This is a genomic window from Sulfitobacter sp. S223 (assembly GCF_025143825.1).
Classification (GTDB): Bacteria; Pseudomonadota; Alphaproteobacteria; order Rhodobacterales; family Rhodobacteraceae; genus Sulfitobacter.
In genome coordinates, this window is sequence record NZ_CP083560.1 from 1,264,442 (window position 1) to 1,289,057 (window position 24,616).

The 24,616-nt window shown below is 55.0% G+C and carries 24 protein-coding genes; 3 read left to right on the forward strand and 21 right to left on the reverse strand.

The features are described 5' to 3' along the window. Nucleotides 1-20 precede the first annotated feature (20 nt). A complete protein-coding gene (locus K3757_RS06110; protein WP_260000163.1) occupies nt 21-1,301 on the reverse strand; it encodes an O-acetylhomoserine aminocarboxypropyltransferase/cysteine synthase family protein in 1,281 nt (426 codons plus the stop codon). Between the two features lie 257 nt (nt 1,302-1,558). Between K3757_RS06110 and K3757_RS06115 the strand changes: the two genes are divergently transcribed. Further along, nucleotides 1,559-2,206 (forward strand): hypothetical protein, encoded by a 648-nt coding sequence (locus K3757_RS06115; protein ID WP_260000165.1) that lies wholly within the window; start codon nt 1,559-1,561, stop codon nt 2,204-2,206. A gap of 85 nt (nt 2,207-2,291) precedes the next feature. Here K3757_RS06115 and K3757_RS06120 read toward each other — a convergent pair whose 3' ends face one another. Next, the gene (locus K3757_RS06120; RefSeq protein WP_260000167.1) at nt 2,292-3,296 is read right to left on the reverse strand and encodes a hypothetical protein; all 1,005 of its coding nucleotides are present in this window, start codon (nt 3,294-3,296) and stop codon (nt 2,292-2,294) included. Nucleotides 3,297-3,958: 662 nt separating this feature from the next. Between K3757_RS06120 and K3757_RS06125 the strand changes: the two genes are divergently transcribed. Continuing rightward, entirely contained in the window at nt 3,959-6,118 is a 2,160-nt protein-coding gene (locus K3757_RS06125; RefSeq protein ID WP_260000169.1) for a hypothetical protein, read from the forward strand. Nucleotides 6,119-6,199: 81 nt separating this feature from the next. On the opposite strand, the gene K3757_RS06130 is transcribed toward K3757_RS06125, so the two are convergent. The 8 genes from K3757_RS06130 to K3757_RS06165 form a co-directional block, all read right to left on the reverse strand. After that, entirely contained in the window at nt 6,200-7,297 is a 1,098-nt protein-coding gene (locus tag K3757_RS06130; protein ID WP_260000170.1) for a DUF1513 domain-containing protein, read from the reverse strand. Between the two features lies 1 nt (nt 7,298). After that, nucleotides 7,299-8,315, reverse strand: a complete 1,017-nt coding sequence (locus K3757_RS06135; protein ID WP_260000172.1) for an imelysin family protein — start codon at nt 8,313-8,315, stop codon at nt 7,299-7,301. Then, nucleotides 8,312-9,820, reverse strand: coding sequence for a di-heme oxidoredictase family protein (locus K3757_RS06140; protein ID WP_409202579.1), 1,509 nt, complete (start codon nt 9,818-9,820; stop codon nt 8,312-8,314). Before K3757_RS06140 ends, K3757_RS06135 begins: the two co-directional genes overlap by 4 nt. Nucleotides 9,821-9,951: 131 nt before the next feature. Continuing rightward, nucleotides 9,952-10,950 (reverse strand): porin, encoded by a 999-nt coding sequence (locus K3757_RS06145; protein ID WP_260000174.1) that lies wholly within the window; start codon nt 10,948-10,950, stop codon nt 9,952-9,954. Between the two features lie 47 nt (nt 10,951-10,997). Beyond that, the gene (locus K3757_RS06150) at nt 10,998-12,260 is read right to left on the reverse strand and encodes an imelysin family protein (RefSeq protein WP_260000176.1); all 1,263 of its coding nucleotides are present in this window, start codon (nt 12,258-12,260) and stop codon (nt 10,998-11,000) included. A gap of 12 nt (nt 12,261-12,272) precedes the next feature. Further along, on the reverse strand, nt 12,273-12,743 hold the full coding sequence (locus tag K3757_RS06155; RefSeq protein WP_260000178.1) for a hypothetical protein: 471 nt from the start codon (nt 12,741-12,743) through the stop codon (nt 12,273-12,275). Further along, nucleotides 12,740-12,904 (reverse strand): hemin uptake protein HemP, encoded by a 165-nt coding sequence (gene hemP / locus K3757_RS06160; protein WP_260000180.1) that lies wholly within the window; start codon nt 12,902-12,904, stop codon nt 12,740-12,742. Before hemP ends, K3757_RS06155 begins: the two co-directional genes overlap by 4 nt. 393 nt (nt 12,905-13,297) lie before the next feature. Beyond that, entirely contained in the window at nt 13,298-13,939 is a 642-nt protein-coding gene (locus tag K3757_RS06165; protein ID WP_260000182.1) for an NAD(P)H-dependent oxidoreductase, read from the reverse strand. 124 nt (nt 13,940-14,063) lie between these two features. Here K3757_RS06165 and K3757_RS06170 point away from each other — a divergent pair, with 124 nt between their 5' ends. Then, nucleotides 14,064-14,429 (forward strand): helix-turn-helix domain-containing protein, encoded by a 366-nt coding sequence (locus tag K3757_RS06170; protein ID WP_260000184.1) that lies wholly within the window; start codon nt 14,064-14,066, stop codon nt 14,427-14,429. A 338-nt stretch (nt 14,430-14,767) separates the two neighbouring features. Here the strand turns inward: K3757_RS06170 and queF are convergent, their stop codons facing one another. The 11 genes from queF to K3757_RS06225 form a co-directional block, all read right to left on the reverse strand. Continuing rightward, nucleotides 14,768-15,229: a preQ(1) synthase gene (queF, locus tag K3757_RS06175; protein ID WP_260000185.1), complete on the reverse strand. Its 462-nt coding sequence runs from the start codon at nt 15,227-15,229 to the stop codon at nt 14,768-14,770. A gap of 19 nt (nt 15,230-15,248) precedes the next feature. Continuing rightward, nucleotides 15,249-15,959 carry a 7-carboxy-7-deazaguanine synthase QueE gene (gene queE, locus K3757_RS06180; protein ID WP_260000188.1) on the reverse strand — a complete coding sequence of 237 codons (711 nt, stop codon included), beginning with the start codon at nt 15,957-15,959 and terminating at the stop codon, nt 15,249-15,251. Then, complete coding sequence (queD, locus tag K3757_RS06185) at nt 15,956-16,309, reverse strand: 6-carboxytetrahydropterin synthase QueD (protein ID WP_260000190.1); 354 nt, start codon at nt 16,307-16,309, stop codon at nt 15,956-15,958. Before queD ends, queE begins: the two co-directional genes overlap by 4 nt. After that, nucleotides 16,309-17,010, reverse strand: a complete 702-nt coding sequence (gene queC / locus K3757_RS06190) for a 7-cyano-7-deazaguanine synthase QueC (RefSeq protein WP_260000192.1) — start codon at nt 17,008-17,010, stop codon at nt 16,309-16,311. The genes queD and queC overlap by 1 nt, the downstream gene beginning before the upstream one ends. Before the next feature lie 340 nt (nt 17,011-17,350). Continuing rightward, nucleotides 17,351-18,334 carry a type II secretion system F family protein gene (locus K3757_RS06195; RefSeq protein ID WP_260000194.1) on the reverse strand — a complete coding sequence of 328 codons (984 nt, stop codon included), beginning with the start codon at nt 18,332-18,334 and terminating at the stop codon, nt 17,351-17,353. A gap of 15 nt (nt 18,335-18,349) precedes the next feature. Continuing rightward, entirely contained in the window at nt 18,350-19,318 is a 969-nt protein-coding gene (locus tag K3757_RS06200) for a type II secretion system F family protein (RefSeq protein WP_260000196.1), read from the reverse strand. Beyond that, complete coding sequence (locus tag K3757_RS06205; RefSeq protein ID WP_260000198.1) at nt 19,315-20,712, reverse strand: CpaF family protein; 1,398 nt, start codon at nt 20,710-20,712, stop codon at nt 19,315-19,317. The genes K3757_RS06200 and K3757_RS06205 overlap by 4 nt, the downstream gene beginning before the upstream one ends. A 12-nt stretch (nt 20,713-20,724) precedes the next feature. Then, nucleotides 20,725-21,936, reverse strand: coding sequence for an AAA family ATPase (locus K3757_RS06210; RefSeq protein WP_260000200.1), 1,212 nt, complete (start codon nt 21,934-21,936; stop codon nt 20,725-20,727). Continuing rightward, nucleotides 21,936-22,583, reverse strand: a complete 648-nt coding sequence (locus K3757_RS06215; RefSeq protein WP_260000202.1) for a TadE/TadG family type IV pilus assembly protein — start codon at nt 22,581-22,583, stop codon at nt 21,936-21,938. Before K3757_RS06215 ends, K3757_RS06210 begins: the two co-directional genes overlap by 1 nt. Beyond that, nucleotides 22,580-23,095, reverse strand: coding sequence for a TadE/TadG family type IV pilus assembly protein (locus K3757_RS06220; RefSeq protein WP_260000204.1), 516 nt, complete (start codon nt 23,093-23,095; stop codon nt 22,580-22,582). The genes K3757_RS06215 and K3757_RS06220 overlap by 4 nt, the downstream gene beginning before the upstream one ends. Then, a complete protein-coding gene (locus K3757_RS06225) occupies nt 23,092-24,612 on the reverse strand; it encodes a pilus assembly protein TadG-related protein (protein ID WP_260000206.1) in 1,521 nt (506 codons plus the stop codon). Before K3757_RS06225 ends, K3757_RS06220 begins: the two co-directional genes overlap by 4 nt. Nucleotides 24,613-24,616 lie beyond the last annotated feature (4 nt).

Genomic DNA, 24,616 nt, shown 5'->3' on the forward strand with positions numbered 1-24,616 from the left:
TTGGCGCGGGGGTGTTTAAGTTATGCAGTCGCTTTTGTCAGGGCCTGATCCAGATCGGCGATCAGGTCGTTGGCGTCTTCGGTACCGATGGACACGCGAACAACGCTGGCACCCGCGCCCGCAGCCTCTTGCTGCTCTGGCGTCAGCTGGCGGTGCGTTGTGGAGGCGGAGTGGATGATCAACGAGCGTGTATCGCCCAAGTTTGCCACATGGCTGAACACTTCGAGCGCATTCACCAGCTTGACGCAGGCGTCATAGCCGCCTTTGACGGCGAAGGTGAACAAGCCACCGGCCCCCTTGGGGCAGACCTTCTTGCTGCGCTCGTAGTAGGGTGACGATTCGAGCCCGGCGTATGTGACATAATCAATCCGGTCATCCGCTTCGAGCCATGCCGCGATCATTTGTGCGTTCGCCACGTGGCGGTCCATGCGCAGGCTCAATGTCTCTGTCCCCATAAGCGTGTAATGCGCCGCTTGCGGGTTCATCGTCATACCCAGATCGCGCAGACCGATGGCGATGCCATGGAAGGTATAAGCTAGATTGCCGAAGGTCTCATGGAACTTCAGGCCGTGGTAGGCAGGCTCCGGTGCGCTGAGCGAGGGGAACTTGTCTGTCGCGGACCAGTCGAATTTGCCGCTGTCCACAACGCAGCCGCCGGTGACCGTGCCGTTCCCGGTCAGGTATTTGGTGGTGGAGTGCACAACCAGCGTCGCACCCAATTCAATCGGGCGGCACAGGTATGGCGTGGCGGTAGTGTTGTCGATGATCAGCGGAACTTGTGCAGCATCGGTGATATCGGCAATCGCACGCACGTCCATGATGTAGCCGCCGGGGTTGGCGATGGCTTCGCCGAATACTGCGCGGGTGTTTTCGTCAATCGCGTCTTTTACAGCGTCAAGATCATCAAAATCGACGAATTTGCATTCCCAGCCAAAGCGTTTGATGGTGTGGCTGAACTGGGTGACCGTACCGCCGTAGAGGCGGGTAGACGCCACGATGTTCTTTCCAGGGCTCATCAACGGGAACAGGGCCATGATCTGGGCCGCATGGCCGGAAGAGCAGCAGACAGCGCCGACGCCGCCCTCAAGCGTGGCAATCCGTTCCTGAAGAACAGCCACGGTAGGATTGGTCAGGCGTGAGTAGATGAAACCGACTTCTTGCAGGTTGAACAGCGCTGCAGCGTGATCCGCGTCGCGAAAGACGTAAGCCGTGGTTTGGTAAATAGGCGTCTGGCGGGCGCCGGTGGCCGGATCTGGGCGTGCGCCTGCATGAATTTGCAGTGTATCAAAACCGTGTGTCATCGGTGTCTCCTTAAGGGTTTCGTGCATAGCGTTACGGGATTGGCGATGCCCGGACAAGAGAGAGCCCCTTTTTAAGGGAAACCCTGATTGCCGGGCTGCGATTGAAGGGAAACGGTTTCAGTAAAGCAGGCAAGGGCGGAACATGCGTTTATCGAAGCGAAACACATCGTTTGCGATTCATACATAACATGTATGTTGACAGGGCGGCGATCTTACCATACACAACAAGTATGTACCGAGGCAGGAGACCCCGAACAATGGCAAAGATTGAAAAAATTAAAACTGAAAAAACCACCAAGGCCGTGAAAGCTGATAAGACGACGAAAGTCGCTAAAGCAGCGAAAGCCGAAGCAAAGGCAACAGGCCGTGCGCGCCGTCTTGAAAAGATCGAGAAAGCGTCGACTGTAACCTTCACGCTGGAACTCCCAGTTCGCAAGTTCATGGATGCGCAGGCAAAAGCCGCCGGTATGAACATGACCCACTACATGCAAAAACTGGTAGAGACACATGTGATTGAAGCAGGTGCTGCGGATGAACCGCTGGCGGTGCGTCTTGCAGCCAAGCGTAAAGTGCTTGATCAGGTCGTCGCATTGGCGACCAAATTGGACGCAGCCGGAAGATTTGACGAAAACTTCATCCTGACAGTTGTCAGCGAAGCCGGCAAAGACGCTGATTTCAAAACACAATACGAGCTTGCTCTGGGTGTTGAGGCCAGCGAAGGCGAGGCGAAAGTCAAACGTGCCCGCGTCTCACTGAACCAACAGATTGGTCGCATGATCAAAAAGTCTGTTGGCGCACGCTCCAAGCGGAACGAGCAGGGCCAGATTGCCCGTGGTCAGGCGAGCAACACTTTTGTGGCTACCTACACATTGCTGGAGAAACCAGCGGCAACCGCAGAAGCCTAACTGAAACCCTCCAAATTATCTCTCTATCAAAAAAAGGCCGGCGCATGTCGGCCTTTTTCCTGTTTAGTCAGACGCAAGTTGGACGTTAGCGCATCCAGTAACCGTTGGATTTGAGCTGGTTGCGGATCGCTTGTTCTTTGCGGGGGAGGTTGGCGCGGTCAAACAGCGCACGGGCTTTGGTGCCGCGTCCCTGATAGATCATCCGCTTGATCGGGTCATATGTCTTTAACACTTTTTTCAGCTTGTTGGGGGCAGTAACCGCTTCTAATACCGCGACGACGTGATCGCTTTCGCGGGCATAAAGCAGCGGCAAAAGTCTGTAATGGCAGCTGATGGTTCCATCGAGCAGACCTTCAGGCAAAGTGTCACGACCGCCACCAAGGGAGTGGATGACCAGCGGCAGGGCCACCTGATCCAGCCAAGGGTCAAAGCTTTGCGCACAAAGCTCTACCGGCGGGGTGTCACGGATCGCCAGTGCATATTCCAGAAAGCGTTCGCCAAACAGATGCGGGCATTTGTAATAGAAGAACCCGGCGTTGAAATAGAGATAGCGGCGCCAGTACTCATCCGGCTGGTCCATATCCAGCGAGCTTTCGAAGTCCAACCCGAACTTGTCATAGAGAGACTTCCAAAGGCCCGTGTACCCGGGGCCGTAAAGCTGCGGGTGTGGCCAAGTACCCTCGCGCCGCAAAGACGCGCTGGGACGCTCGAAATCAAATGGCACCGAGGTTAGATCACCAGTGATAAGAGTATCGGTATCGAAAAAGACAAACGGCTCACCTTTGGGCAGCGACTGGAGCAATTCGATCTTGTTGCCAAAGGGATAGACTTCACCAAAGTGCTTGTTCTCGAAGGGAATGATCTCGGCGCCCATTTCGGTCAGGGCATCGCGGACGGGCTGATTGCGCAGAGTCGGGTCCTTGCGCCAGAGCGGCCCGTTCTGTGGTTCAGCGACAATAACGCGGCCTTTGAAATCGGGGCTCATAGCGCGCAGGGAGGCGACAAAGATCAACGCCTCATAGCCAAGCCGCCCTTGCTGGCCGACAATGACCACATTGAATGGTTGGTTCGTGGCCGTGTTGGGTGCCATGCTCTGTCCTCGATTGTCCCGCGTTTTCGCGATGCGCTTTTGCGCGTCAGTATAGGGGGCATGTCGACTTTTGAAAGAATGCATTTAGCCTCACCAAGGTTGAGAGGGGTCCGTGTTCGATTTTGCTTTTGCTGAAATCGCTATGGCAGCTGCTAGAAAGGCGGCTGAAGCACGATCCGCCAACGTTGCAACTGCCAGTGTTGGCAATGGTCCGAACATGCGGATCAATGCGGATACACCCGTTCAACGATTGTTAGCAGGGCCACTAATACCGTCGGGAAACTTTGCACCTGCGACCGAGGCGGATCAGAACGCTGCCAGCGACGAACGGAAACCGGATCGTAATGCGCGAATAAACCGATTTGGATGACCTGTGCCATGATCGCGCGACGTTTGCACGGGGCGTTGTGCTTGTTCGCTGAATAAGATCCTGATTCGCCTTTCTTATGTCCTGAAGGGGATGGCTGGATTACACAAAAAGCCAGTTTCACCACTGATTGTTTCGCTATTTGCTACTGTCGCGGGAGAATTTGGGAAGCAATATGGCTAAAATAGGGCAATTGTGTCTGATGAGTGTTCTAATTGGTATTTCCCCTCCAATTTCCTGAGGCACCATGATTAATGTCTCTTCGTAAATTGTTAATGATTGGGAAGAGCCTGCCATGAGCGCCACTAATTCCATTTCCGTCACACTGGGTTGCGATCCGCAAACCATTGTCACGATCTCTGAAACCGACACAGGTACGCTGTTTATCATCGTAGCCTCCGCTGATCCGACAATGCCGGTTGATCTGGATGGTGTGTTCTTTAACCTCTCCGATGACAGCACGCTCGACAGCCTGAACTTCTTCCCCGATGCCAACACAGGGTCGATCTACTCCCCCGTGACCAGTGTTCAAGCGGCTGTGAACGGCGTTAATACGCTGGCAAATGGTGCGCAGGTTGCAGACAGCTATGATGTGGGTATTCAGTTCGGCACAGTGGCAAGCTCCACAGGTGGTGTTGTCAATCAGGCAAACTTCACCCTGTTCTCCGACAATGGCCCGATGAGCCTTTCCGATCTCGACATCAACAGCTTTGCAACCGTCGTCGATAGCGATGGCGGCAACGGTCAGGTGTTGACGTCAGGCGATGCCGTGGGCGCAGATCCGGTGTTGGTCAGCAAAGAAGTGCTGTTTGACAACTTCAACGACATCCATACAGCAGACCAGTCATCAGTCGTAGAAGGCCAGACCAATTGGGTGGCTGCCTGGGATAAACTGGTGACAAACAGCGATTACGAGGGTGTTCTTGCCCTCAAGACAGTCAGCACAGATGGCCCAGCCACACTGAGCTTTGACGCAAATGTCCACAACACGATGCTGTTCGAAAACTCTGGCGCCATGGCAGACAGCCTGCGTGTCGAAGTCAGCATCGACGGTGGCGACTGGGTCCTTCTGGACGAATTCCGTGTGAATGATCACGGCACAGCGATTGTCGGTTCTGAAACTGGCCAGACATTTGGCAACTCTGCCAGCAACATCATGTATGAAGGCGGTGTTCTGGATACAGCCGAAGACACAGTGCAGTTCCGCTTTGTCTCTGACCTGACTGCGGCGGACGAATTCATCAAGCTCGACAATGTTTCCGTGTCTGTTTCTGAAGAAGTTGATGGCAATGTGACAACAACGCTGGTCGAGAACCAAATCTCTGATGATTTCAATGACATCGCCTATGCCGAGCAATCCAATGTCGTTGACGGCCACACCAACTGGGTCGCTGCTTGGGACAAGCTGGTGACAAACAGCAACTACGAAGGTGAAATGCGCTTTACCGAAGTGGCAACTGACGGTCCGGTTTCTTTGACCATGGATCTGATGACCCACAACACAGCAGTATTCGAGAACTCCGGTACCGCGGCAGACAGCTTCCGCGTTGAAGTCAGCATCGATGGTGGCGACTGGGTATTGCTGGATAACTATCAGGTGAATGACTACGGTACGGCCATTGTTGGCTCCGAAACCGGCCAGTCTTTCGGTAACTCTCTCTCCACAGTGAACTACTCTGGCGGTATCCTTGATACAGCCGAAGAGTCTGCTCAATTCCGTGTGGTTTCCGATCTTACGGCGCCGGACGAGTATATCAAAATCGATAACGTCAACATCACGTCGAGCGAAGAAGTGGTGAGCGATGCTGCGGGTGAAGAAAAAGTCCTGCTCTCCGAGAACTTTGACGGTGTGTATGACCCTGCCCATTCAGCGGCGATCGAAAGCGATGCAGGCTGGGATGTTCAGCATGGCGCTCTGCGCACAGATGGCTGCAACGACGGCATCCTCAAAACCGCAACGGTTCAGGCAGAAGGCGATACAAGCTTCAGCTTTGATGCCTCAACTGATTGTGCGGCTGTGTTCGAAGCAACAGGTTACTACGCTGACTCGATGACGCTTCAGGTTCGTACCGAAGATAACACTTGGCAGACACTGGACAATTTCGTGGTCAACGATCAGGGTACAGCGCTGGTCGGATCCGAGACAGGCAACGAGATCGGCAAAGATGCATCGACGCTGACCTATTCCGGCGGTGCGCTGGACGATGTTCAGGGCGATCTGCAGTTCCGCTTTGTCTCTGACATCTCTGCCTCGGACGAAGTTGTACGTCTGGACAACTTTGAGATCACGCAGAAGGCCGCGAGCGAAGTCGCGCCTGATGATGGAAAAGCCGGTCAGTACGATGTGGAATACATCGCCGGCATTCCCGTGCTTCAGCCAGTTCCAGAAGATCAGCTCAAGGCTGAGATCAATGTGTTGGACGAAGCCGCAGAAGAAGATGACCTCGTCATCTAAGCTGCCGTCTATTTAAAAAGAAAGGCCTCTGTCCCACAATCGGGGCAGGGGCCTTTTTGTATCTTGGCGGGCGGTTCAGGTTCAGCCAAACGATGGCATGACAGGTACCAGATGGTTGTCCCACATCAGGTCCGATTGATGTATCGCCTGCGCCTGTCGCAGGCCGATGTGGCGCATTTCGCCAGTACCAGAAGTCACGGTAAAGGAGGGACCGATCATGGTCACACCGCAAACGTCCTCTAACGGAATGGCCTTTGACAGCTTCAAAGAACGCGCGTCATAAATTTGCACAATACCACCTCGTGGTGAAGTGACTGCGATGCTCTGACCATCTCGCGAGCACGCAATGCTTCCCACGTAGCCATCCATGTCCCGCAGTTGATCGGGCAAAGATTGCATCAAGGTGATGGGCGATCCGCGCCTGTGTGTGCCCACCAACGCAGGCGCATCGCCTTCGCCTTGCCACTGCATCCCGAATGCTACCGTTCCGTCACGGCTAAGCGCCAAGTGCCTGATCGAATTCTTGTGCATCCCTTCGGGCAACGAAACCGTATCAAGTACCCTGCCGTTTTCGATATAGGTAAGGTTCGGCTGCATGGTCGGGATATTGAGCTTTGTTCGGCCCGTGTCAGGGTGGGTATCAATGCCACCGTTCGCTACCACCAGAATGTCGGTGCCTAGTAACCGTTTGATATCATGAGGGCCAACCCCGCCGCTGTCCCATTCGTCGACGCGGGTATACCTATTTTTGACGTCCCAAACTCCGATGCACCCGCGACCGACTTCGAAATCATTCTCGGTCGTGAACAGCAGATCTCCATTGGCAGAAAAGGCGCCATGGCCGTAAAAATGGCGGCCTTCTGGTGAGGAAAGCACCGCCTTTTGCTGACCTGTTACGCAATCAATGACGACCGCGAATGTTCCGGGGCGGCGGGCAAAGGCGACTGCCTCTGGCCGTTTGGGGTGCGCCGCTGCCGCATGACCGCGGGCGGGCAGGGGAAGCTGGAACTTGATAGAAAGGTCCTGTCCGATACCGCATAGAATATACGCGCCGTCCGGCCGTGCCGCAGCGGAAAGAAACGCAGGTGACCCGGCGTCCGCCCAAGTTGGCTTTGGGATAAATCCTGCAGCCAACATCCCGCCGATGAATTGCCGTCTGCCGGAAACCGTCTTGCTCATGTCAGTCTCCGTCCAACGAGTTGAAACCGGCAGCGACCCCCAAAGTGGGCCCAAGGTCCTGACCGACCTTATCGCGGATCGCGTCGATAGATTGCTGCAACACCTCAATCCTGAGACGGCTTTGCGGATCGCCAGCACCTTCGAATGTCGGGTCATTCAGCGCCAGCAGGTTCTTTTGTGCATCCTCGAAGGCGTCATTCAGTGTATTCGCAAGTGCGGCATCGTCTGATGCTAGTCGCGCCGTCAAATCTTGCAAGGATTGCAGACTTAGGCCCACGTGTCGGGCAGAACGTCCCGATCTGCGCGCCTCGGCGCGGGTCGGGCGCGGGCGGTCAAACGTGCCAAGCGGACGACCAAGCCGTGTATCGGACGTAAATTGCAATCCGGTCGTCAAAGCCTTGAACAGTTCTTGAAGCACCTCTTCGTTGGTCCTGTAAGGTCCGTCGTCGGAGGGGCTGAGCATTTGTGCGGCGAAGGATTGCTGCCAGTCGGAAAGGATCGCATCCGATATGACTGCGATATCAGCGCTGATCGTTTGCACCAATTGGCAGTGATAGCTCGGCTCCCCAGCAACCATCAGCGCATCATCATAGAGCAAGTACTCAAGCGCATAAAAACCCCGTGCGGCGATTGAGACTGCCGCATAGTCGGCGACCGAGGCGCCGATAGGGTCCTGTTCTGAGATCAGACCGCCAAGGGCGCGCGGCGTTGCCCCGCGACTGTCTGGCCAGAAGGCAAGCGCATAGGCGCGGTCATCCGTCTCTGTGGGACCAAAGCGCAGGTGGCTTGCCAAGACCCAAGCATCGAAAGCATCGCCATAAGACGCGCGCAAAGTGGCTGATGTTGGCCTGCAATCCTTGGCCGCGACATCGGCCAATTGGCGGGATGCCGTGCGCAGTGTTTCAAATCGCGGCATAATATGCGCCTGAATGACGTCTTGCGCCGCTGTGCTTGCGGTTTCGGCTATCGAAGCGACAGGCGCGAAAACAACAGCGGTCGCTAGGGCGATCTGTTTCATAGACTCTCCAAATAGGTGATGAGGGCATCACGGTCGGCAGTCGGCAGGTTCACAACTGCATCGCGCTGCGCCTGCGCCTCGCCGCCGTGCCATAACACTGCTTCCAAAATTGACCGTGCGCGTCCATCGTGCAGAAAATAGGTGTGTCCGCTTACTTGTTTCGTCAAACCAATCCCCCAAAGTGGCGGCGTGCGCCATTCGGTGCCTGTCGCGCGCGCTTCGGGGCGGTTATCGGCCAAATCCGGCCCCATGTCGTGCAACAGCATGTCAGTGAAGGGCCAGATCAGTTGAAAGCTTTGCTCGGGTTGATCCTTTAGGCGGTGAGTGACGAAGCTAGGCGTGTGGCACGACGTGCAACCGGTTTCGTAGAAGACTTCCTTGCCGCGAAGAACCTGAGGGTCATCCACGTGGCGGCGCGCCGGAACAGCCAGATTGCGGCTGTAGAAGGAGACAAGCTCCATCCCCTCGGCGTCAATTTCTGTTGCGCGCGCATCGCCATCTCCGTGAGCTGCGGTTTGACACAAGGTTTGCGCCGCTGTGCATTCGCCGGCGCCAGCGGGAAACAGCGGATTGGAGATGCCGATATCACCGGCAAACGCGCTTGCTGACTGCTCCATAATTGTGGGGTTGCCGGCTTTCAGCCCGAAGCGGCCCAGCATGGGGCGGTCAAACTCTTGGGACCAGACAACATTGGGGCGTCCGGAAATCCCGTCGCCATCCAGATCTTCAGGATCCGCATTGGCAAGAATATCTGCTGCGGGCACCGCCTCCAGCAGGCCAAGCCCAATCATCTGTGGCGCCACGCGGGGCGACAGCATCGCCTGCGGGTGTAAGGGGCCATAGCCAAGATTGGTCGCCTTATATGTGGGGTGACGCAGCGATACTTCGGTACCATCCGCCAAGGTGACAATGTTTTCGGTGTATGTGATGTCCAAGCGGTATTCAGACGCATGGCCCTGCACGGCAAAATCCTGCAACTGCGAGCCGTAGTTCGGGTCGGGAAGGGTTGCGATGTAGTCTTCGATTTCATGAATTCCGGCACCCTGCGGCGCAGGGATCGATATCCGCAGAAACATGGACACCGAATTGTCATCTGCGTTCTCTGGCGGGTGTCCGCGCCCGTCCTTGATATGGCAGCGCTGACAGGACCGCGCATTATAAAGCGGACCTAACCCGTCGGATGCCAGTGTCGATGAGGGTGAGGATACCCACAGCTTGCGAAACAGGCCATTGCCCAGCTTGAACGTCAACTCGTCCTCGAAAGACATATTGCCGGAGGGCTGGGAAAACGCATTTGCGTCCGGAAAGACACGCACGGTTGCTGCGCCTCCGGGGCGTTCTTCGAAACGTTGAGGGGATGTAAAATCGGTTGTCGGCGCCGTGACGGCGTTGATCCGCGCGCTTTCCGCGTCTGTGCGCGGCACCACAGTCAAATGCGGATCGCCGAGGCCCCAATTAGGGGCCCCGGCAGCGTCATTTGCCAACGCAACCGAGCCTGCCGTCACGGCCAAAAGCAGCAGGTGGTCGTGGGGCTTGAACCTTTTTTGACGCTTAATGTTTGTCTTCTGTTTCTTCACCGGCTGAGGCTTTCTGATCTTGTAGGTATCTTGGAAAACACGTTTCGGATGACTGTGGGTTAAAATGCAATCACCGCCGAGAGACCTACCGCCGTGGATTTCTCACCTTCGACATCGAAGCGGGCAACGCCAAAGCTTGCGTCAATATTCTCTGCAAGATTGCGATCAACACCAAGCGCGATCATGCTGTCCGTTGGCGCAGCAGAATGGTCAATGACGGTCGTAGACGCTGAAAACGTCCAGACGTTTTGTGTGTAGGTCAATCCGGTGGTGAGGTAGGTTGCATCGTCATCCGTGCCGCCGACACCGTTGAAATGGGCGACTTCCGTGATCAAATTAAACCCGTTTGCGAACCCATGAGTCAGGCCAGCGACGACACCAGTCTCATCCGATATGTCTCCGTCACCCGCCGACAGGTGGCGCGCGCCGATCCAAGCCGTCGTATCGCCAAATTCCTGAGTGTACTGAAGGGCGACGTTATCAAGTTTGCCAGTGTTGCCCGGTCCGCCATCAACAACAGATACGCGGCCGCGCTTTGTTGCGATACTATCGCTAAGGCCGGTGTCATCGGCATAGAAAACCGCAAAGGAAAGGGCGCCCGGGCCAACGGGTGTCTCGACCGATGCACCGATCATTTCGCTCAGCTCGTAATCTCCGGCGAGCGCGTCGCCATAGAAACCGGGCGCTTCGTCCCATGCAACTGCGAAGACCGGGCTAATTTTACCAACAGACACAAATGTGTCCCCGAAATTATAGCGCAGCCCCAGCTCAGCGACATACAGCCCGATGTCGTCAAAGGCGCGGTTGTCTTCGGCATCAATGACAGATTCCAGTGTCAGTTCACCAAAAAGGCTCAGACGCTGCGCGATTGCCGCTTCAAAAGCGAGGGATGCAGAGATGTAGGTATCGGAAAATTGAGCCGTCGGATCATCAGAGCTTACCGTGGCATCAACACCGAGTTCAACTTCGCCTTCCCATGTGAAACCTGCCTCTTGGGCATAGCTTGCTTGAGCGGTGGAGATGGCCGATGCCGCCGCGAAAATGATTGTCTTTTTCATGTCGTTTCTTTCGTGAAATTTAATGCTTTTGGGAGGAGGGGCAGGTGCTATTTGAAGACAGAGTCGGGTGCGTCAAGGCTGTCTGATCCTTCAATGGCAACGTGATCCAAGCCAAGCGTGGTCACCACACGCTCAATTGACCGTGTCTGGTCGATCAAGCCGTTCACGCCGCCCATAATCAAAGCTTCGCCAGCCGCATTGCCGCGCTCCAGCATCTGGTCATAGGCGAAACCGGCCTCTGCCGCTGTTTTGATGCGCGCCAGTGCCATCATTGTCGTGCCCAGCTTGCTGCGCATTTCGGCGTCCAATGCGGCATCCGTAGCGGCGACCATGTCAGAGAGCGACGCACCGGTAACCAGTGTGCCATCGACACGGATATATTCACCAAGATAGACGTTTTGCACGCCCAGACCGTCAAAGTAGTGGCTGTTATGCGTGTTGTCAGAAAAACAGTCATGCTCTTCTTCGGGGTCGTTCAGCATTAAGCCCAGGCGCATCCGTTCGCCGGCTTGCTCCCCATAGGAAAGAGACCCCATGCCGGTCAGCATGGCTGAAATGCCAGCTGCTTCATTCGACATGACTTCGGCACGGGCAGCACCTTTGTCAGTCCATTGCGCCGCCATGTAATCAAGGTCGGAAACAAGCAACTCTGTTGCCGCGATCAGGTAATCGCCGCGTCGGTCACAGTTGCCATTCGAGCAGTCATCGCCTGTCGCGTAGTCTGTCCAGGGCCGGTTGCCCGCACCATCGTTATGGCCATTCAGGTCCTGACCCCAAAGCAGAAATTCTATCGCGTGATAGCCTGTGGCGACGTTTGCCTCGATACCGTCTGCCTCGTGCAGGGCTTCTGCGAGCAGCTTTGGTGTTATGTCGCTTGCATCAATTTGGCTGCCGGAGAGAGAGAATCTTGAGTTAGCCACCACATTGAGCGCGGCCAGTTCGTTTTCATCCGATGGCCCGCCATAAGAGGCATCCACATAGTCGATGAGACCTTCGTCCAAAGGCCATGCGTTCACTTTGCCTTCCCAGTCATCCACAATCGCATTGCCGAACCGGAACACTTCAGTCTGTTGATAGGGGACGCGCGCTGCGATCCATGCCTGCCGCGCAGCCGCAAGGTTTTCTGCGGACGGATCGGCCACCAGCGCCTCTACTGCTGCCTGTAGGCGCTGGGCCGTGATCAGGCTATCGCCATATGCTGCGGCGGCAATGTCAGCATAGGTGTCAAGAACGTCAGCTTTTTCAACGGCCAGCGCGGGTACCGCTAAAGCCAGGAGTGCTGCGGTCGAAAGAAGAAGATGTCGGGTCATGTTTTATCCGTATCAGTGAAGGGTCGGGGAATGAGGCGAGAGTTCGCGGGGCGCGCTGAGGTGCATCCGCTTGAGCGCGAGACCAAAATCGGCGGCAAGTGCTGCGATAAGTGGCGCGAAGTCAGGGCGCACCAGAAGGGTGGCGATCAGCATCGCGTCTTCGCGTTCCCCTTCGGTTGCTGTCGCGATGAAATTCGCAAAACAGGATTCATCGGACCCAAGGCATTTGCAGTGGATCGAATGGCGCATAAGCGGCCTGCGACCATGTTTGGCGCAGACGGAGCATAGCTCTTCAAGCGATCTCACGGCCTTGTGCCCCTGAGCCGTGCCCAGACAGGTGGTGAAATCGTTTCGCACCTGCAATCGCGCATCCGCGCCATCGGACCAAAGCCGCAGGTAAATGACTGATGCGGCCTCAAGCCCACTAAGCTCGGCGATGAGGCCGACGGCAGCGCCGCCGCGCTTTTCCTGTGGGATGCTCATTTTGTCAGGATCAACTTGCCGGCGCGGGTGATGCGCAGGGTATAGGTCTGATCGTCCAGAACGATCTGGGCCTGATTGCTGCCTTCGGTGAGGTCGCGCGCGGCGTAGGTCGGGCCGATTGGGGTAGGCGCCTGTTTGGGGGGGGCCGATTGAATGCTCATGACGCGCTCGTGCTGCGGTTGGTTGTGAAGCTGCGTGTCACGATCATTGGTGACGGCATCGATCGGTGCATGTTGCGTTCCTCAGGTGATTGGCGTGTTTCAGTTGCCGCCACGAATGTATCAGTGTGGCCAATTCGCATAACCTGAGTATTTTGGTAAGATATGTCAATCCGACAAATTTAGTCGGATATTAGATTTTTGAAAATTATTTCATTTTGAGAGTGTTAGCGAGAGGAGCTGCAGTGAAATGCCAGTGTCGCCAGCTTGCTTAACTGTGTGATGGCCAGAAAAATTGTGGCCGCCTCCATATGTCAAACCGGGAATGCATTATCACGGTTCTCAGTCGGGGGCGGCCACGGATCACTAGAATTTTGGCTCAATAAAGCCTTTGGTTCAGGCGACGGTAGACACAATCGTGTCGAGCGATTTGCGGACCTTTTTCATCGGCAGGAGCCAGTCATTCTCTGGATCGCGATAGCCCAACGGCAGCAAAACAACAGAACGCAGACCGCGTTCTTTGAGGCCAAGGATCTTATCGACGGCGGCTGGATCAAATCCTTCCATCGGGGTGCTGTCTACTTCCTGCTCGGCCGCTGCGACCATCGCAATGCCCAAGGCGATATAGGCCTGCCGCGCGGCGTGGGCGTAGTTCACTTCGGGGTCACGGGGCACATAGCTTTTTTTGAGGTTGTCATAATAGGCGTGCAACATCGGCAGATCGCCACGGGCCTCGACGTTCAGGTCGACAACGTTATCAATACGGGCTTCTGTGTAATCATCCCATGCAGCGAATACCAAGAGATGTGAGCCGTCAGTGATCTGGGCTTGATCCCCTGCGGCTTTGCGGATTTCGCTGCGGACTTCGGGATTTGTCACCACAATTAGCTCGAATGGTTGCGTGCCGCTAGAAGTCGGCGCCATACGGATCGCTTCGATGATTGCATCGACTTTATCCTGTGGCACTGGCTGGGCGGGGTCCATTTTTTTTGTGGCATAGCGCCAGTCCAATTGCTCGAGCAATGTCTTGTCAGTCATTTTGTCGTCCTCTTGTCGGCATTCGATGAATGCGGTATATTTTCGATACTGACGATCTAATCAGCACTTAGAGGGGCCGCAAGTAGGCACATTTTTTAACCTCGGTCACACGGAGGGAACCGACATGTTGGATTCTGAACAATGTCCTGATTGCAAAAGAATAAATGACGTCCTGTCGCGCGTCGGCGATCGGTGGAGCGTTCTTATTGTCATCTCGTTGGCGCAATACGGCACTCTTCGCTTTAATGAGCTAAAGCGGAACTTGGGTATCTCACAGCGGATGCTAAGCCTGACGTTAAAAGAGCTGGAGCGGGACGGGTTGGTAAATCGGACTTACCATCAGACAATCCCGCCCAAGGTGGAATACAACCTGACGCCTTTGGGGCAATCATTTCGAGAGCCAGTTGCAGCCTTGGGTGTCTGGGCGCTTAAAAATCTGCCTGTCATTGATGCGGCGCGCGAAACCTATGACGCTGCGGCGGACAAATAGGCCAAGGAAGCAGGCTTAGAGCGGGGGCAAATTTATCTGCGTTATGTCCGAGGCATGAATTGAACGTAGTCTGTCGGACATGGAGGCGCTGCTAGCCCGGAGTGGAGCGATGAGCACTTGTCACTTCAGTGTCGCACTCGAAGTTAGCGCGTTGCCGGATATTACCCCTTTGGTTTTCCTCTGAATCGGCTTCTCATTAACGCTAGTTTCCTCTGGCGGAGAACCGGCGAACATAAACCGTCGGACGCTGCAGAAGAGCAGGTCACCATAAAGATTGATCCACGATCTTGTTTCGCAACATTTTGCAACAGATTTCCGGTATCGCCGCCTTCTGTGAATTAACCCCGTCCGCGATATGGCGGTACGCCTTGGTCAGGAATCCACACGCCCTCTGGCATGGCACCCGTTTGCCAGAAAACATCAATCGGAATGCCGCCACGGGGAAACCAATAGCCGCCGATCCGCAGCCATTGTGGGTTCAGAAAATCAACCAGCCGACGTGCAATCGAGACGGTACAATCTTCGTGAAATGCGCCATGGTTGCGAAACGATCCAAGAAAGAGTTTGAGCGATTTGGATTCCACCAAAAACTCACCCGGCACATAGTCAATCACCAGATGTGCGAAATCTGGCTGGCCTGTCATCGGGCAAAGCGATGTGAATTCGGGGGCGGTGAAGCGCACGCAATAGGCGACATCCGATTGCGGGTTTGAAACCCGTTCTAACGTCGCCTCCTCGGGGGAGGACGGCAGATCGGTCTGTCCGCCCAGCTGTTTCAAATCACTGTAGATCGTTTCCATGAACGTCTCCTTCTACGGGTCAGACCCCGCGTTTGTTTCCCCAAAGCAGGACGTGCAATTGCGGCAGGACCCGCGGTGCAAACCAGCTATCGTGAATCGTCTTGTCGACAAGCCACAAAAGCTTGTCTGCCAACCGCTGTGGATCAACTGGAACGTCTGGATCGACCTCCAGATTGCCGGGTTGCAGATAAAGCGGCAGGTCTGGGTATTTTTCTGCTGCTCCGCGCGCCCACGCATAATCCGTGTCGTCAAAGATCACGATCTTCATCACGACCGTACCCGCGCCCTCTGCCGCTTCAAGGCAAGCATCAAATGCGGCCCAATCCACGACTTCTTTGCTTGAAGGTGGTTTGGGGCTGAGCACAAGCGTATCAAGATGCGCGAACCACGCCTTCGGGATCGACCCTTGGGTTTCACAGGCAAAGCGGTAGCCTTGCGCATGACCAAGAGCGATCAGCTGCGTAAAGTCCTGAATGGCCGGATTGCCGCCGGACAGGGACACTGTGAGCGGTACGCCTTTGGACAGCCGTTGGACCTCGGTCCAGACGGTATCGGTGTCCATTGCAGCCCAAGTGTGGCGATAGGCGGAGTCGACGGCATGCAAACTGTCGCACCAGGCACAGCGGTAATCACATCCCCCCGTGCGCACAAAAACCGTTGGCTCACCGATCAGCGCCCCTTCGCCCTGTATCGTGGGCCCGAAGATTTCAGCGATCCGCAGCTGGCTCATGGTCTATATTCCGCCCATGTCTTTGGCGTTTCGCTTACCTTCACGGCGCTGGTTTCAGGCCAACGTGCGCTACACCAGTCGTAGAAATGCTTGGCCATATTCTCGCCGGTTGATGCCTCTTCCATAACGTCATTTAGGTGGCGGTGATCAAACCTGTCGTCGATGTAGGTCTTGAGTGGCTTCAATTCTCCGTAATCACGAACAAACCCGTCGCGATTTAATGTTTCAGACGCCAGCTCCACAACGACCACATAGTTGTGGCCATGTAGCCGCGCGCATTGGTGGTCATCGGGCAAATGCACCAATTGGTGCGAGGCGGAAAAGTGGAACTCTTTCGTGATCCGGTACATCAGACACCGTCCTTTTTTGCGATTGCGGCGACCCAGAAATCCGGGTCCGCGTAGATCGTGGGGTCGGCAACTTGCGCCAAATGAAACGCCTCGCGCCGCTCGACGCAGGTGCCGCAGCGGCCGCAATGGGTCTCGCCGCCCTTGTAGCAGGACCAGGTGTCGGCAAAGGGGGTATTGTGCCGCGCGCCTTCCGTGACGATGTCAGCCTTTGAGCGATGCACAAACGGCGTGTAGAGCGACACATCCGCATAACCATCCAACGCGGCTTTTTGCATGGTCTCGAATGCCTCCGTAAACTTGGGGCGACAGTCCGGGTAGATGAAATGATCCCCGCCATGCACGGCGGTAGCAACGGCATCGTCGCCATTTGCCGCCGCCACGCCAAAGGCTACTGTCAGCATAATGGCATTGCGGTTCGGCACGACTGTAATGCGCATGCTTTCTTCGGCGTAATGCCCGTCGGGCACATCAATATCGCTGGTTAGCGCCGATCCCGTGAGGGCAGCGCCGATCCCGCGCAGATCGATAATATCGTGGGGGACATCCAACTGCTGCGCACAGCGCGCCGCAAAATCCAACTCCTTGCGGTGGCGTTGGCCGTAGTCGAATGACACAAGGCGGGTGAGCTGTTGTTGTTGCGCGACCATGTACGCTAGTGAAACGGAATCTAGCCCGCCAGAGCAGATGACAATTGTCTTCATTTTTATAACCCTTGTTTTGATATCCGGGTAGGCTGCGACCGGAGTGAGGCCAGTTAGACCATTTCTTATCCAATGCCAAGTTCTATGAAACAACGCTTTGCGAGGATCAAACCATCGTAAGAGCGGACCAAACGCGTATCCTGCATTTGCGTTTGATTTGCACCACTCAAGTGGGAGACACGGTCATTTTGATAAGTCGTACCATGCCCGATATGTTTAAGGTCATAGGCCTTATAGACAGCTATCGCTTATGTAGACGCCTGTGCATAATGACTGCACCATGTCGGATCAACCGAATTGGATTTTTGAAACAGCGCCCAGTTTCCTGCCCGTTCTCACATCAGAACATGTGCATCCAGCGGATCATCATTGGCGATAAGCAGATTAGCAAAAGTACCGGCATCATGCATAGGGCCATGACCGCTGACATTTGTACCGGTAGACGGTTTGCCTTTTCTTGTGCGCGCAACTCACGGTCAAGACGCATGTCCGCCGAATAGCGGGTCAACGCGGTAGATACACTGGTCCCGAATTGATTGGACTGTAAAATGACGCTGGAGAAGGCTGTCAGTTCCTGGACCCCAACACGTTCCGCCATGTCCAGCAAAGCGGCATCGCGTTCTTTACCGGCCTGAAGCTCTAACTGGAGTATGATGAATTCCTGCGAGATCTCGGGAGCAGCATGCGCCAGTTCATGCGAAACCCGCGTCATCGCCGCGTCAAAGCCAAGACCGGCTTCCATTGCAATCTGCAGAAGATCAAGGGCGTTTGGCAGGCTGTTTTCAATCGCCTGGCGGCGTTCTTTGATCCGGCCGTGCAACCAGATAGACGGCGCGTAAAATCCGACAACCATCAGCAACGTCACGATTTGCAAGGCATTGATCCAAGTCACATTTTTCAGCAGGCTGGCAATGTTGAGCTGTACTTGGACGTTGGCGGGAAGCGCCAATGCAATCAAGAAGAGCGCCGGTAGGAAAATGCCCATGATCATGCGGAAACCATAGAAGAGGCGCACGGCATTTTTGCCTTGTATGCCAGCGCGGCGCAGCTGTTTCCCCATTCGAGACCGCTCTTTACGGGATGTTGGTACGAAAGCCTTCAGTAGGCCATGCGGATCACTATCATCCCCCCGAATGAGGTCAAAGTCAGCTCCATGGGCCTGTTTGATGGGGCCTACACGCATGCGCCGGGTCGTTGCCGGTTCTTCTGCTATCATTCCTGACAGGCCTTGAACGATCACAAATACACTGATCGCGACACCTGCCATGATTAGGTAATCGGGTTGGGCAAGCAGAGTGCTCAGACTGGTTCGGATAAATTCCATTTCGATACCTTTCGTCTAAAACTTGAACTTGACCAACCGGTACAGGATCAAACCCTGTAGGAGGACCAAACCGCCAATTGCGGCTGCAAAGAGCGGGAAAATTGGATCGCCTCTTACATCGCCATAAAAGGACGGCGAGGATAGCTCGATCGTCGTGTAAATGAAGATCGGCAAAGCGGTCAGGATCATGCCGCTCAGGCGGCCTTCTGCTGAAATCGCTTTGATTTTCTTACGCATCGTGTGGCGGTCCCTGATCACTTGTGACAGCACGTTCAGGATTTTGGACAAATTGCCGCCTGTTCCATGTTGGATGCCAATGCTGACGGCAAGATAATTGGCATCTTCGGTCGCGACACGCTGCGCAAAATCATGAAATGCTGTGGCGACGTCATCTCCGTAATTGATCTGGTCTTGAATGATCCCAAACTCCGTTCCGATAGGATCGCGCATGTCTTTGGCGACATTGGCGACCGTTACGGCGACCGGATGACCGACCTTGAGACCGCGGGACATGAGATCCAATGCGTCCGGAAGCTGATTGGTCAACTTCGCGAGGCGCGCTTCTTTCATTGCGATCAAAACAAATGCCGGCAAGATCAAAGCCGCTGCCGCGCTGGCCGCCAATGCCAGCTCCAACACCAAGTATTGCGAAGCGACGACAAAGACCATCACACCAAAACAGATGATTGCGATGACGGCCAATAGGGGAGAAACAGTGACACCTGCTTGGATCAGTAGCCGGCGAAACTGCAGAATTGGGCCACCTTTTTTCTCGGTACCCGACATGGCCGGATCGCGAAGCAATTGCAGGATCTGCTCTGAAGAGGCTCCGCGCTGAATCATCTTCATGCGTCTGTTGCGGGCATCGCCTTGCGATTCCTGACGAAACAGAATTTGGGAAATTCCATCGCAGGCAAGCAAAACACCCAGAAAGATCAACGCGTAGATCAGCAGGTTCACATCAAAAGTTTGAAGGTCGATCATGTCCTGCTTTCCTTGCGCATAAACATTCCGTTGTCGATTTCGATCCCGGAAGCGATCAAAAGGTCAAAGCACTTCGGCCTGATACCCGTCGGCATGAACTCACCCAGGATTTTCCCGTCTGATGATTTCCCGCTACGTTTGTAAACGAAGATGTCCTGCATCGTGATGGTATCGTCTTCCATGCCCGTGATTTCGGATATGCTCATGACCCTTCGGCTACCGTCGCTGAGGCGGCTGAGCTGGAGAACGATATGAATAGCACCCGCGATTTGAGACCGGATCGTTTTGATAGGTAAGTCGACGCCCAGCATCGTTACCATCTGTTCAACGCGCCCCAATGCGTCACGCGCAGAGTTGGCGTGTACCGTCGTCATCGACCCGTCATGGCCGGTATTCATGGCCTGAAGCATGTCGAAACACTCCGCGCCACGAACCTCACCGACGATAATGCGATCGGGCCGCATCCGTAGCGCGTTGCGCAGCAGATCCCGCTGAGAGATAACCCCCTGGCCCTCAGCGTTGGGCGGGCGGGTCTCAAGGCGCACAACGTGTTCCTGCTGAAGCTGAAGCTCTGCCGCGTCCTCAATCGTCACGATGCGCTGGTTCGTGTCGATATACGATGAAACCGCGTTCAACATCGTTGTTTTACCGGACCCAGTGCCGCCAGAGATCAGAATGTTCAGGCGCGCTTCCACCAAGGCCTGCAGAAGCTTCACCGCCGACTTGTCCAACGCACCGCGTTCAACCAACTTTTCCGTTGTCAGCGGATTGCGCGAAAATTTACGGATCGACAGGGCTGGACCATCAACCGAGCAAGGCCGGATAATCGCATTCACACGGCTGCCGTCTTCGAGACGGGCGTCAACCCATGGCTGGGACTCGTCTATGCGTCGACCTACCTTGGTAACGATTTTGTCGATGATGCGGAGCAAATGACGTTCGTCGCGAAACCGCGTTTTCGTGCGTTCCAACAAACCGTATCGTTCTACATAAACCTGATCGAAGGAGTTGACGAGAATGTCGTTGATAGTTGGGTCGGCCAAAAGAGGTTCAAGCGGGCCATAGCCCATCACCTCGTTCATCAGTTCCTCTACCAGAGTCGAGAACGCGTCCGCGCGCATATGAACGCCTTCTTCTTCCAGCAGGCTGGTCGCAAGCGATGCGATCTGCCGTTTGAGCTCGGAGCGTTCGACTTTATCAATCACCGACAGATTCAGGCGATCCAGCAACTCGCTATGAAGGCGGCTTTTAAGTTCCAGATGAGCCTGCAGCCCTTCATTCGAAGGTTCGTCCAGCACTTCTGCGGGCAGCGGCATCGGCATCTTTATCGGCGTCTCAAGCTTGAGAACGTTTGATGGCTCAGTAGCCCTGCGCGACCTATATTCATTGAACACTGATCTACCTCCTTATTTTTTGCGATTAACGGTCTGTTCTGAATATGATAGTGCAGAGGCCAAAAGCGTCAGCGCCTTGCCCAAGTCCGATTTTGGTTTCATATCGACGATAGGTCGGCCTAGATCTACGGCGCTGCGGGCCACCTTTGGGTTGTCCGGCAGCCAGTGGATTAACTTGGTTTCAAGAACCTTCTCAGCTTCCCTGACATGTTCAGATTTCAGCATGGGCCGGCGTTCACGATTGACGACCACTTCAACTGGCAACGCCACACTATCTTCGCGGTAAAGGTCCATGAGACGACGTGCCTGCCGTACACAAGGGACGCTGGTGTCAGTCACGATGACCAGTTTTGAAGCGCTCTTGAGGACCGGTTCAACCCAATCCACGACGGCGCGCGGAAGGTCGATGATGATATAGTCATATTTCATTTTCAGGATGTCGATGATGTCCTGAACCAGATCAGGACGCATCGAATGGAGCGGGACTACCTGAGCCGGAGCGCAAAGTACGTCAAAGCCAAGTGCGTGGCGCTGTAGTGTCGAGCCGACAAAGCGTTCATCCACCTTTTCGGCAGAGTCGATGATATTCAGGAAGCCGCCCTTATCTTCCAGGTCTAAAAATACATTCGAGTTTCCAAACTGAAGGTCCAAATCAAGTAGGACGACGGATTTTCTAGTGGCCTTTTTGAACATTGTTTTGTCCCGCCCAACCAAAGTGCTGGCGAGGTTCACGGCAATGGTCGTGGACCCGATGCCCCCACGGGATTGCGTGACGGGAATAACTTGGCCAAGCGCGGAAGAACCGTTGAACAAGTTTTGCTCAGGCGCGCGCATCGCGCTAAGTTTTTCATCAACAGCCGCCCTGATCCCGTCGCTATCAATTGACAGCGGTAAAACTTCATCAATTCCGATCTTCTTGAGTTCGCGCGCCTTCGTGATGGAGACTTCGTTTCCGGTCAGTGCCAGAAAGATGGTGCCGTTGGTACGCTTCTTCAGCAACTCCTTGACCGCCTGAATTTCGTCTGCATCGTCAGGGTCGGCTTCAAATATTACGACGTCTTGATCAAACACCAGACTGCCGGCTCGTCCGTTCATCATCTTGAAAGACTCATTCGCCGTGGTGATCGTGTTGTTATCCTCCATCGAAAAGACGCCACTTATCTCTTGCGAAAATGAGACGCGTTCCGAAACGATTATAATCGAACGTGGTTGGTGGTGGCCCATTATCCGGACTCCCCTGCTGCAAGATCTTCTGCTGGTAGTGAAACGCTGAAACTGGAATAGCTTGTGGACGACGGCAGTGTGCTGCCAGATGCCCCGGCTGCATTTGCCAGCGCAGCCAAAGGCGAAACGAACTGGAAATCATCCAAATCAAGCTCGACAGTAACCATTGGTGTGTAAGGGCCGCCGAGAAATCCGAGCTTTGGGTCGAACCTATACGAAAATTGCAGCACGTCGATTGATGCACCGTAAGGCAAAAGCGGATTGATGCGCCCCCAAATTTCCGATGCTGTCGCATTGGTTGCGACACCTGCACAGGACACAGTGGCCACGCTGGCGCAGACACCATCCGCCGCTCCGCACGATGTTCCAAATCTAGGGGCTGCGGCATTGTCACCCCGCTGGTGGGTCTGTGGCACGCCGACACATGCTGCAGGCCTGACGGCAGCGACGCGTGCTGCAATCTGAGCGGCGCTTTGAGCGGTTACGCCGCTATAGGATAGACGACCAAAATCCAGCAGCGCCGCGAACAAGAACATGAAAAGCGATATGACAATTGCAAATTCAACCAACACGCCCCCGGTCTGATCACGCAGAAATTTGCGGCAGGCCTGCGTTGCGGGGCGAAGAATATATGGCTTGATCATCATTGGCCGAATATCCTTGATTTATCCGTGACATTCGTCGTGACCGAAGAAATGCCTTCACCAAACAGGGCCAAAACACCCCCCAGAGGAAACTGGACTGTCACATTGGCGGTCACTTGGGCCACCGGGGCAGGGCTGACACGATAGGTGCCTGCCACGCAGGAATAGCTTGGTGTGACCGAGTTCACGGTTATGCCTATCGGGAATAATGCGTTCCCGTTGATATCTTTTTGAACAATGTCTTTGAGCGTCGAACTCAGGCTTGCTACGCTGCCGCCACCTGCGCAGATGTCAGACGGGGTGACACGCGCCATATAGCGTCCGGCGTCGCGCACCCCCGCAATCACAGACTGATAGGACCACATCAGCCGCGAGGCTTCGACAGTAAGAGCCAGCAGCAAGAGCATGATTGGCATGACGATACCAAACTCAACGATGATGGCACCATCATCCTCGCCGCCAAACCTTTTGACGAAACGCGGCTGGAACCGCTGAATGTGCTTAAGCTGTTTCATCGGTACAACTGCACAACATCACGGTAAATGCCGCCAAAGCCGGCCGCCCCACCACCAGCGACGTCCGGAAATCCGACGACTTCGCCGTAGATATCAAAACTCGGTGGCGTGTCGGCATTCGTCCCCACTGGCTCTGTTAGGAAAAACGAAACAAAGCGGGTGACTGGAACATTCTCTGTGCGCCCGCTGATCACCGTGGCCCCGCAGTCAACGCCAGCAGCGGTGACCACACGCCGCGCGGGATCAGAAGACATGTGGCTGGAGCACATGGGGCGCCCTGTTTCAGGCAGCGAAGGATCAAGAATGGCTGGCGCGTTCGCGTTGCTGTTGCCGTAGGCAATTTCTCGTAAATACATGCCAAACCTTGTGCCCGAAAATTGGACATCCGTGCCCGTCAGGGCAGGTAGATGCGTATCGGAACCGATCCCATCAGCAACGCCATCTCCCAGATCGTGGTTTGTGTTCAGATAACCCGCGCGGTCCCAGCTGCCGTCGCCAAAGCGATTGCTGCCCCCACAGCTTCCAGAGATCAAGCAAGCGTCGCGGCCTAGCGCAATCGTAGTACCAGTGGCTTCTTCGTTGCCCTGAATGCACGCACTGCCGCCATTCGGTTTAATCCCCTTGATCACATTTGGGGCGGGGGCAAAATCGGCGTTGTTCTTTTCACCGTTAAGCACGGAGCGGAAAATGTCGAACCGCACGTTAAATGCAGCGTCTGTGATACCCACTTTCTGACCGGGTTCGGTCGTAATGCCATTCGTCAAGATGCACTGTGTGACAGAGCTTTGTGCCGCAATCAGGCATGCTAATTTGTTGCCGCCTTCATCAGCACAAACGCCAGATGCATCCTGAAATGCGTCTAGGTCAATGAAGCCGAAATTACCTGCGCCCCAAGCCGCATCTTTCCCGCCACTACGCAGCAGTACCTGATCACCTAGACCCAATGTGCTTTCCCAATTCGTCGGGAGACAAAACATCAAAGGTGAAACATCGCAGGCGGCCTGTGAGTAGCCTGCGACGGCCTCTGCTTTTACAGAAGCAGCATCAAAACCTGTCCCGCCCAACATTTTGTCCAGCCCCGAGGCCAGATTCATCGACAGGGACTTTGGCGTTAGTGCGACCTGAACGAACTTCGCTTGGTTGGCATTCGTGGTGATGTCCGCACCAAGCGGAGTCAGATCAGATGCAGGCAGTGCTTTGTGAAAGGTCAAAGTGTAGTCGGCAGAACCCGAGAGGGTTTTTGATCCATTCGCAAACGTATGGCTATCGTCGATCAAATTGGCGGCTGCGCTGGTTGCTCTGGTAATTGCATCGTTGCGACCATCCAGTTCTCCTGCAGCGGCCAAGGCCACGTTATCTGCAAAAGACTGAAGTTCGGCGTGCGTCGTGTTCATTCGACCAACGTCAAGCGTGATGGCAAGGAACCCAAGGAACACGACCAGCGACGACCCCCAGAGGATGGCGATTGTACCCGCATCATCCTTGAGAAACCGCGATATGATGGGCCAAAAATACATTTCA

What these genes read in the sequence shown, in the direction of transcription:
- K3757_RS06110 (WP_260000163.1), bottom strand. Translation starts at nt 1,301, where the DNA reads ATGACACACGGTTTTGATACACTGCAAATTCATGCAGGCGCACGCCCA.
- K3757_RS06115 (WP_260000165.1), top strand. Translation starts at nt 1,559, where the DNA reads ATGGCAAAGATTGAAAAAATTAAAACTGAAAAAACCACCAAGGCCGTG.
- K3757_RS06120 (WP_260000167.1), bottom strand. Translation starts at nt 3,296, where the DNA reads ATGGCACCCAACACGGCCACGAACCAACCATTCAATGTGGTCATTGTC.
- K3757_RS06125 (WP_260000169.1), top strand. Translation starts at nt 3,959, where the DNA reads ATGAGCGCCACTAATTCCATTTCCGTCACACTGGGTTGCGATCCGCAA.
- K3757_RS06130 (WP_260000170.1), bottom strand. Translation starts at nt 7,297, where the DNA reads ATGAGCAAGACGGTTTCCGGCAGACGGCAATTCATCGGCGGGATGTTG.
- K3757_RS06135 (WP_260000172.1), bottom strand. Translation starts at nt 8,315, where the DNA reads ATGAAACAGATCGCCCTAGCGACCGCTGTTGTTTTCGCGCCTGTCGCT.
- K3757_RS06145 (WP_260000174.1), bottom strand. Translation starts at nt 10,950, where the DNA reads ATGAAAAAGACAATCATTTTCGCGGCGGCATCGGCCATCTCCACCGCT.
- K3757_RS06150 (WP_260000176.1), bottom strand. Translation starts at nt 12,260, where the DNA reads ATGACCCGACATCTTCTTCTTTCGACCGCAGCACTCCTGGCTTTAGCG.
- K3757_RS06155 (WP_260000178.1), bottom strand. Translation starts at nt 12,743, where the DNA reads ATGAGCATCCCACAGGAAAAGCGCGGCGGCGCTGCCGTCGGCCTCATC.
- hemP (WP_260000180.1), bottom strand. Translation starts at nt 12,904, where the DNA reads ATGAGCATTCAATCGGCCCCCCCCAAACAGGCGCCTACCCCAATCGGC.
- K3757_RS06165 (WP_260000182.1), bottom strand. Translation starts at nt 13,939, where the DNA reads ATGACTGACAAGACATTGCTCGAGCAATTGGACTGGCGCTATGCCACA.
- K3757_RS06170 (WP_260000184.1), top strand. Translation starts at nt 14,064, where the DNA reads ATGTTGGATTCTGAACAATGTCCTGATTGCAAAAGAATAAATGACGTC.
- queF (WP_260000185.1), bottom strand. Translation starts at nt 15,229, where the DNA reads ATGGAAACGATCTACAGTGATTTGAAACAGCTGGGCGGACAGACCGAT.
- queE (WP_260000188.1), bottom strand. Translation starts at nt 15,959, where the DNA reads ATGAGCCAGCTGCGGATCGCTGAAATCTTCGGGCCCACGATACAGGGC.
- queD (WP_260000190.1), bottom strand. Translation starts at nt 16,309, where the DNA reads ATGTACCGGATCACGAAAGAGTTCCACTTTTCCGCCTCGCACCAATTG.
- queC (WP_260000192.1), bottom strand. Translation starts at nt 17,010, where the DNA reads ATGAAGACAATTGTCATCTGCTCTGGCGGGCTAGATTCCGTTTCACTA.
- K3757_RS06195 (WP_260000194.1), bottom strand. Translation starts at nt 18,334, where the DNA reads ATGGAATTTATCCGAACCAGTCTGAGCACTCTGCTTGCCCAACCCGAT.
- K3757_RS06200 (WP_260000196.1), bottom strand. Translation starts at nt 19,318, where the DNA reads ATGATCGACCTTCAAACTTTTGATGTGAACCTGCTGATCTACGCGTTG.
- K3757_RS06210 (WP_260000200.1), bottom strand. Translation starts at nt 21,936, where the DNA reads ATGGGCCACCACCAACCACGTTCGATTATAATCGTTTCGGAACGCGTC.
- K3757_RS06215 (WP_260000202.1), bottom strand. Translation starts at nt 22,583, where the DNA reads ATGATGATCAAGCCATATATTCTTCGCCCCGCAACGCAGGCCTGCCGC.
- K3757_RS06220 (WP_260000204.1), bottom strand. Translation starts at nt 23,095, where the DNA reads ATGAAACAGCTTAAGCACATTCAGCGGTTCCAGCCGCGTTTCGTCAAA.
- K3757_RS06225 (WP_260000206.1), bottom strand. Translation starts at nt 24,612, where the DNA reads ATGTATTTTTGGCCCATCATATCGCGGTTTCTCAAGGATGATGCGGGT.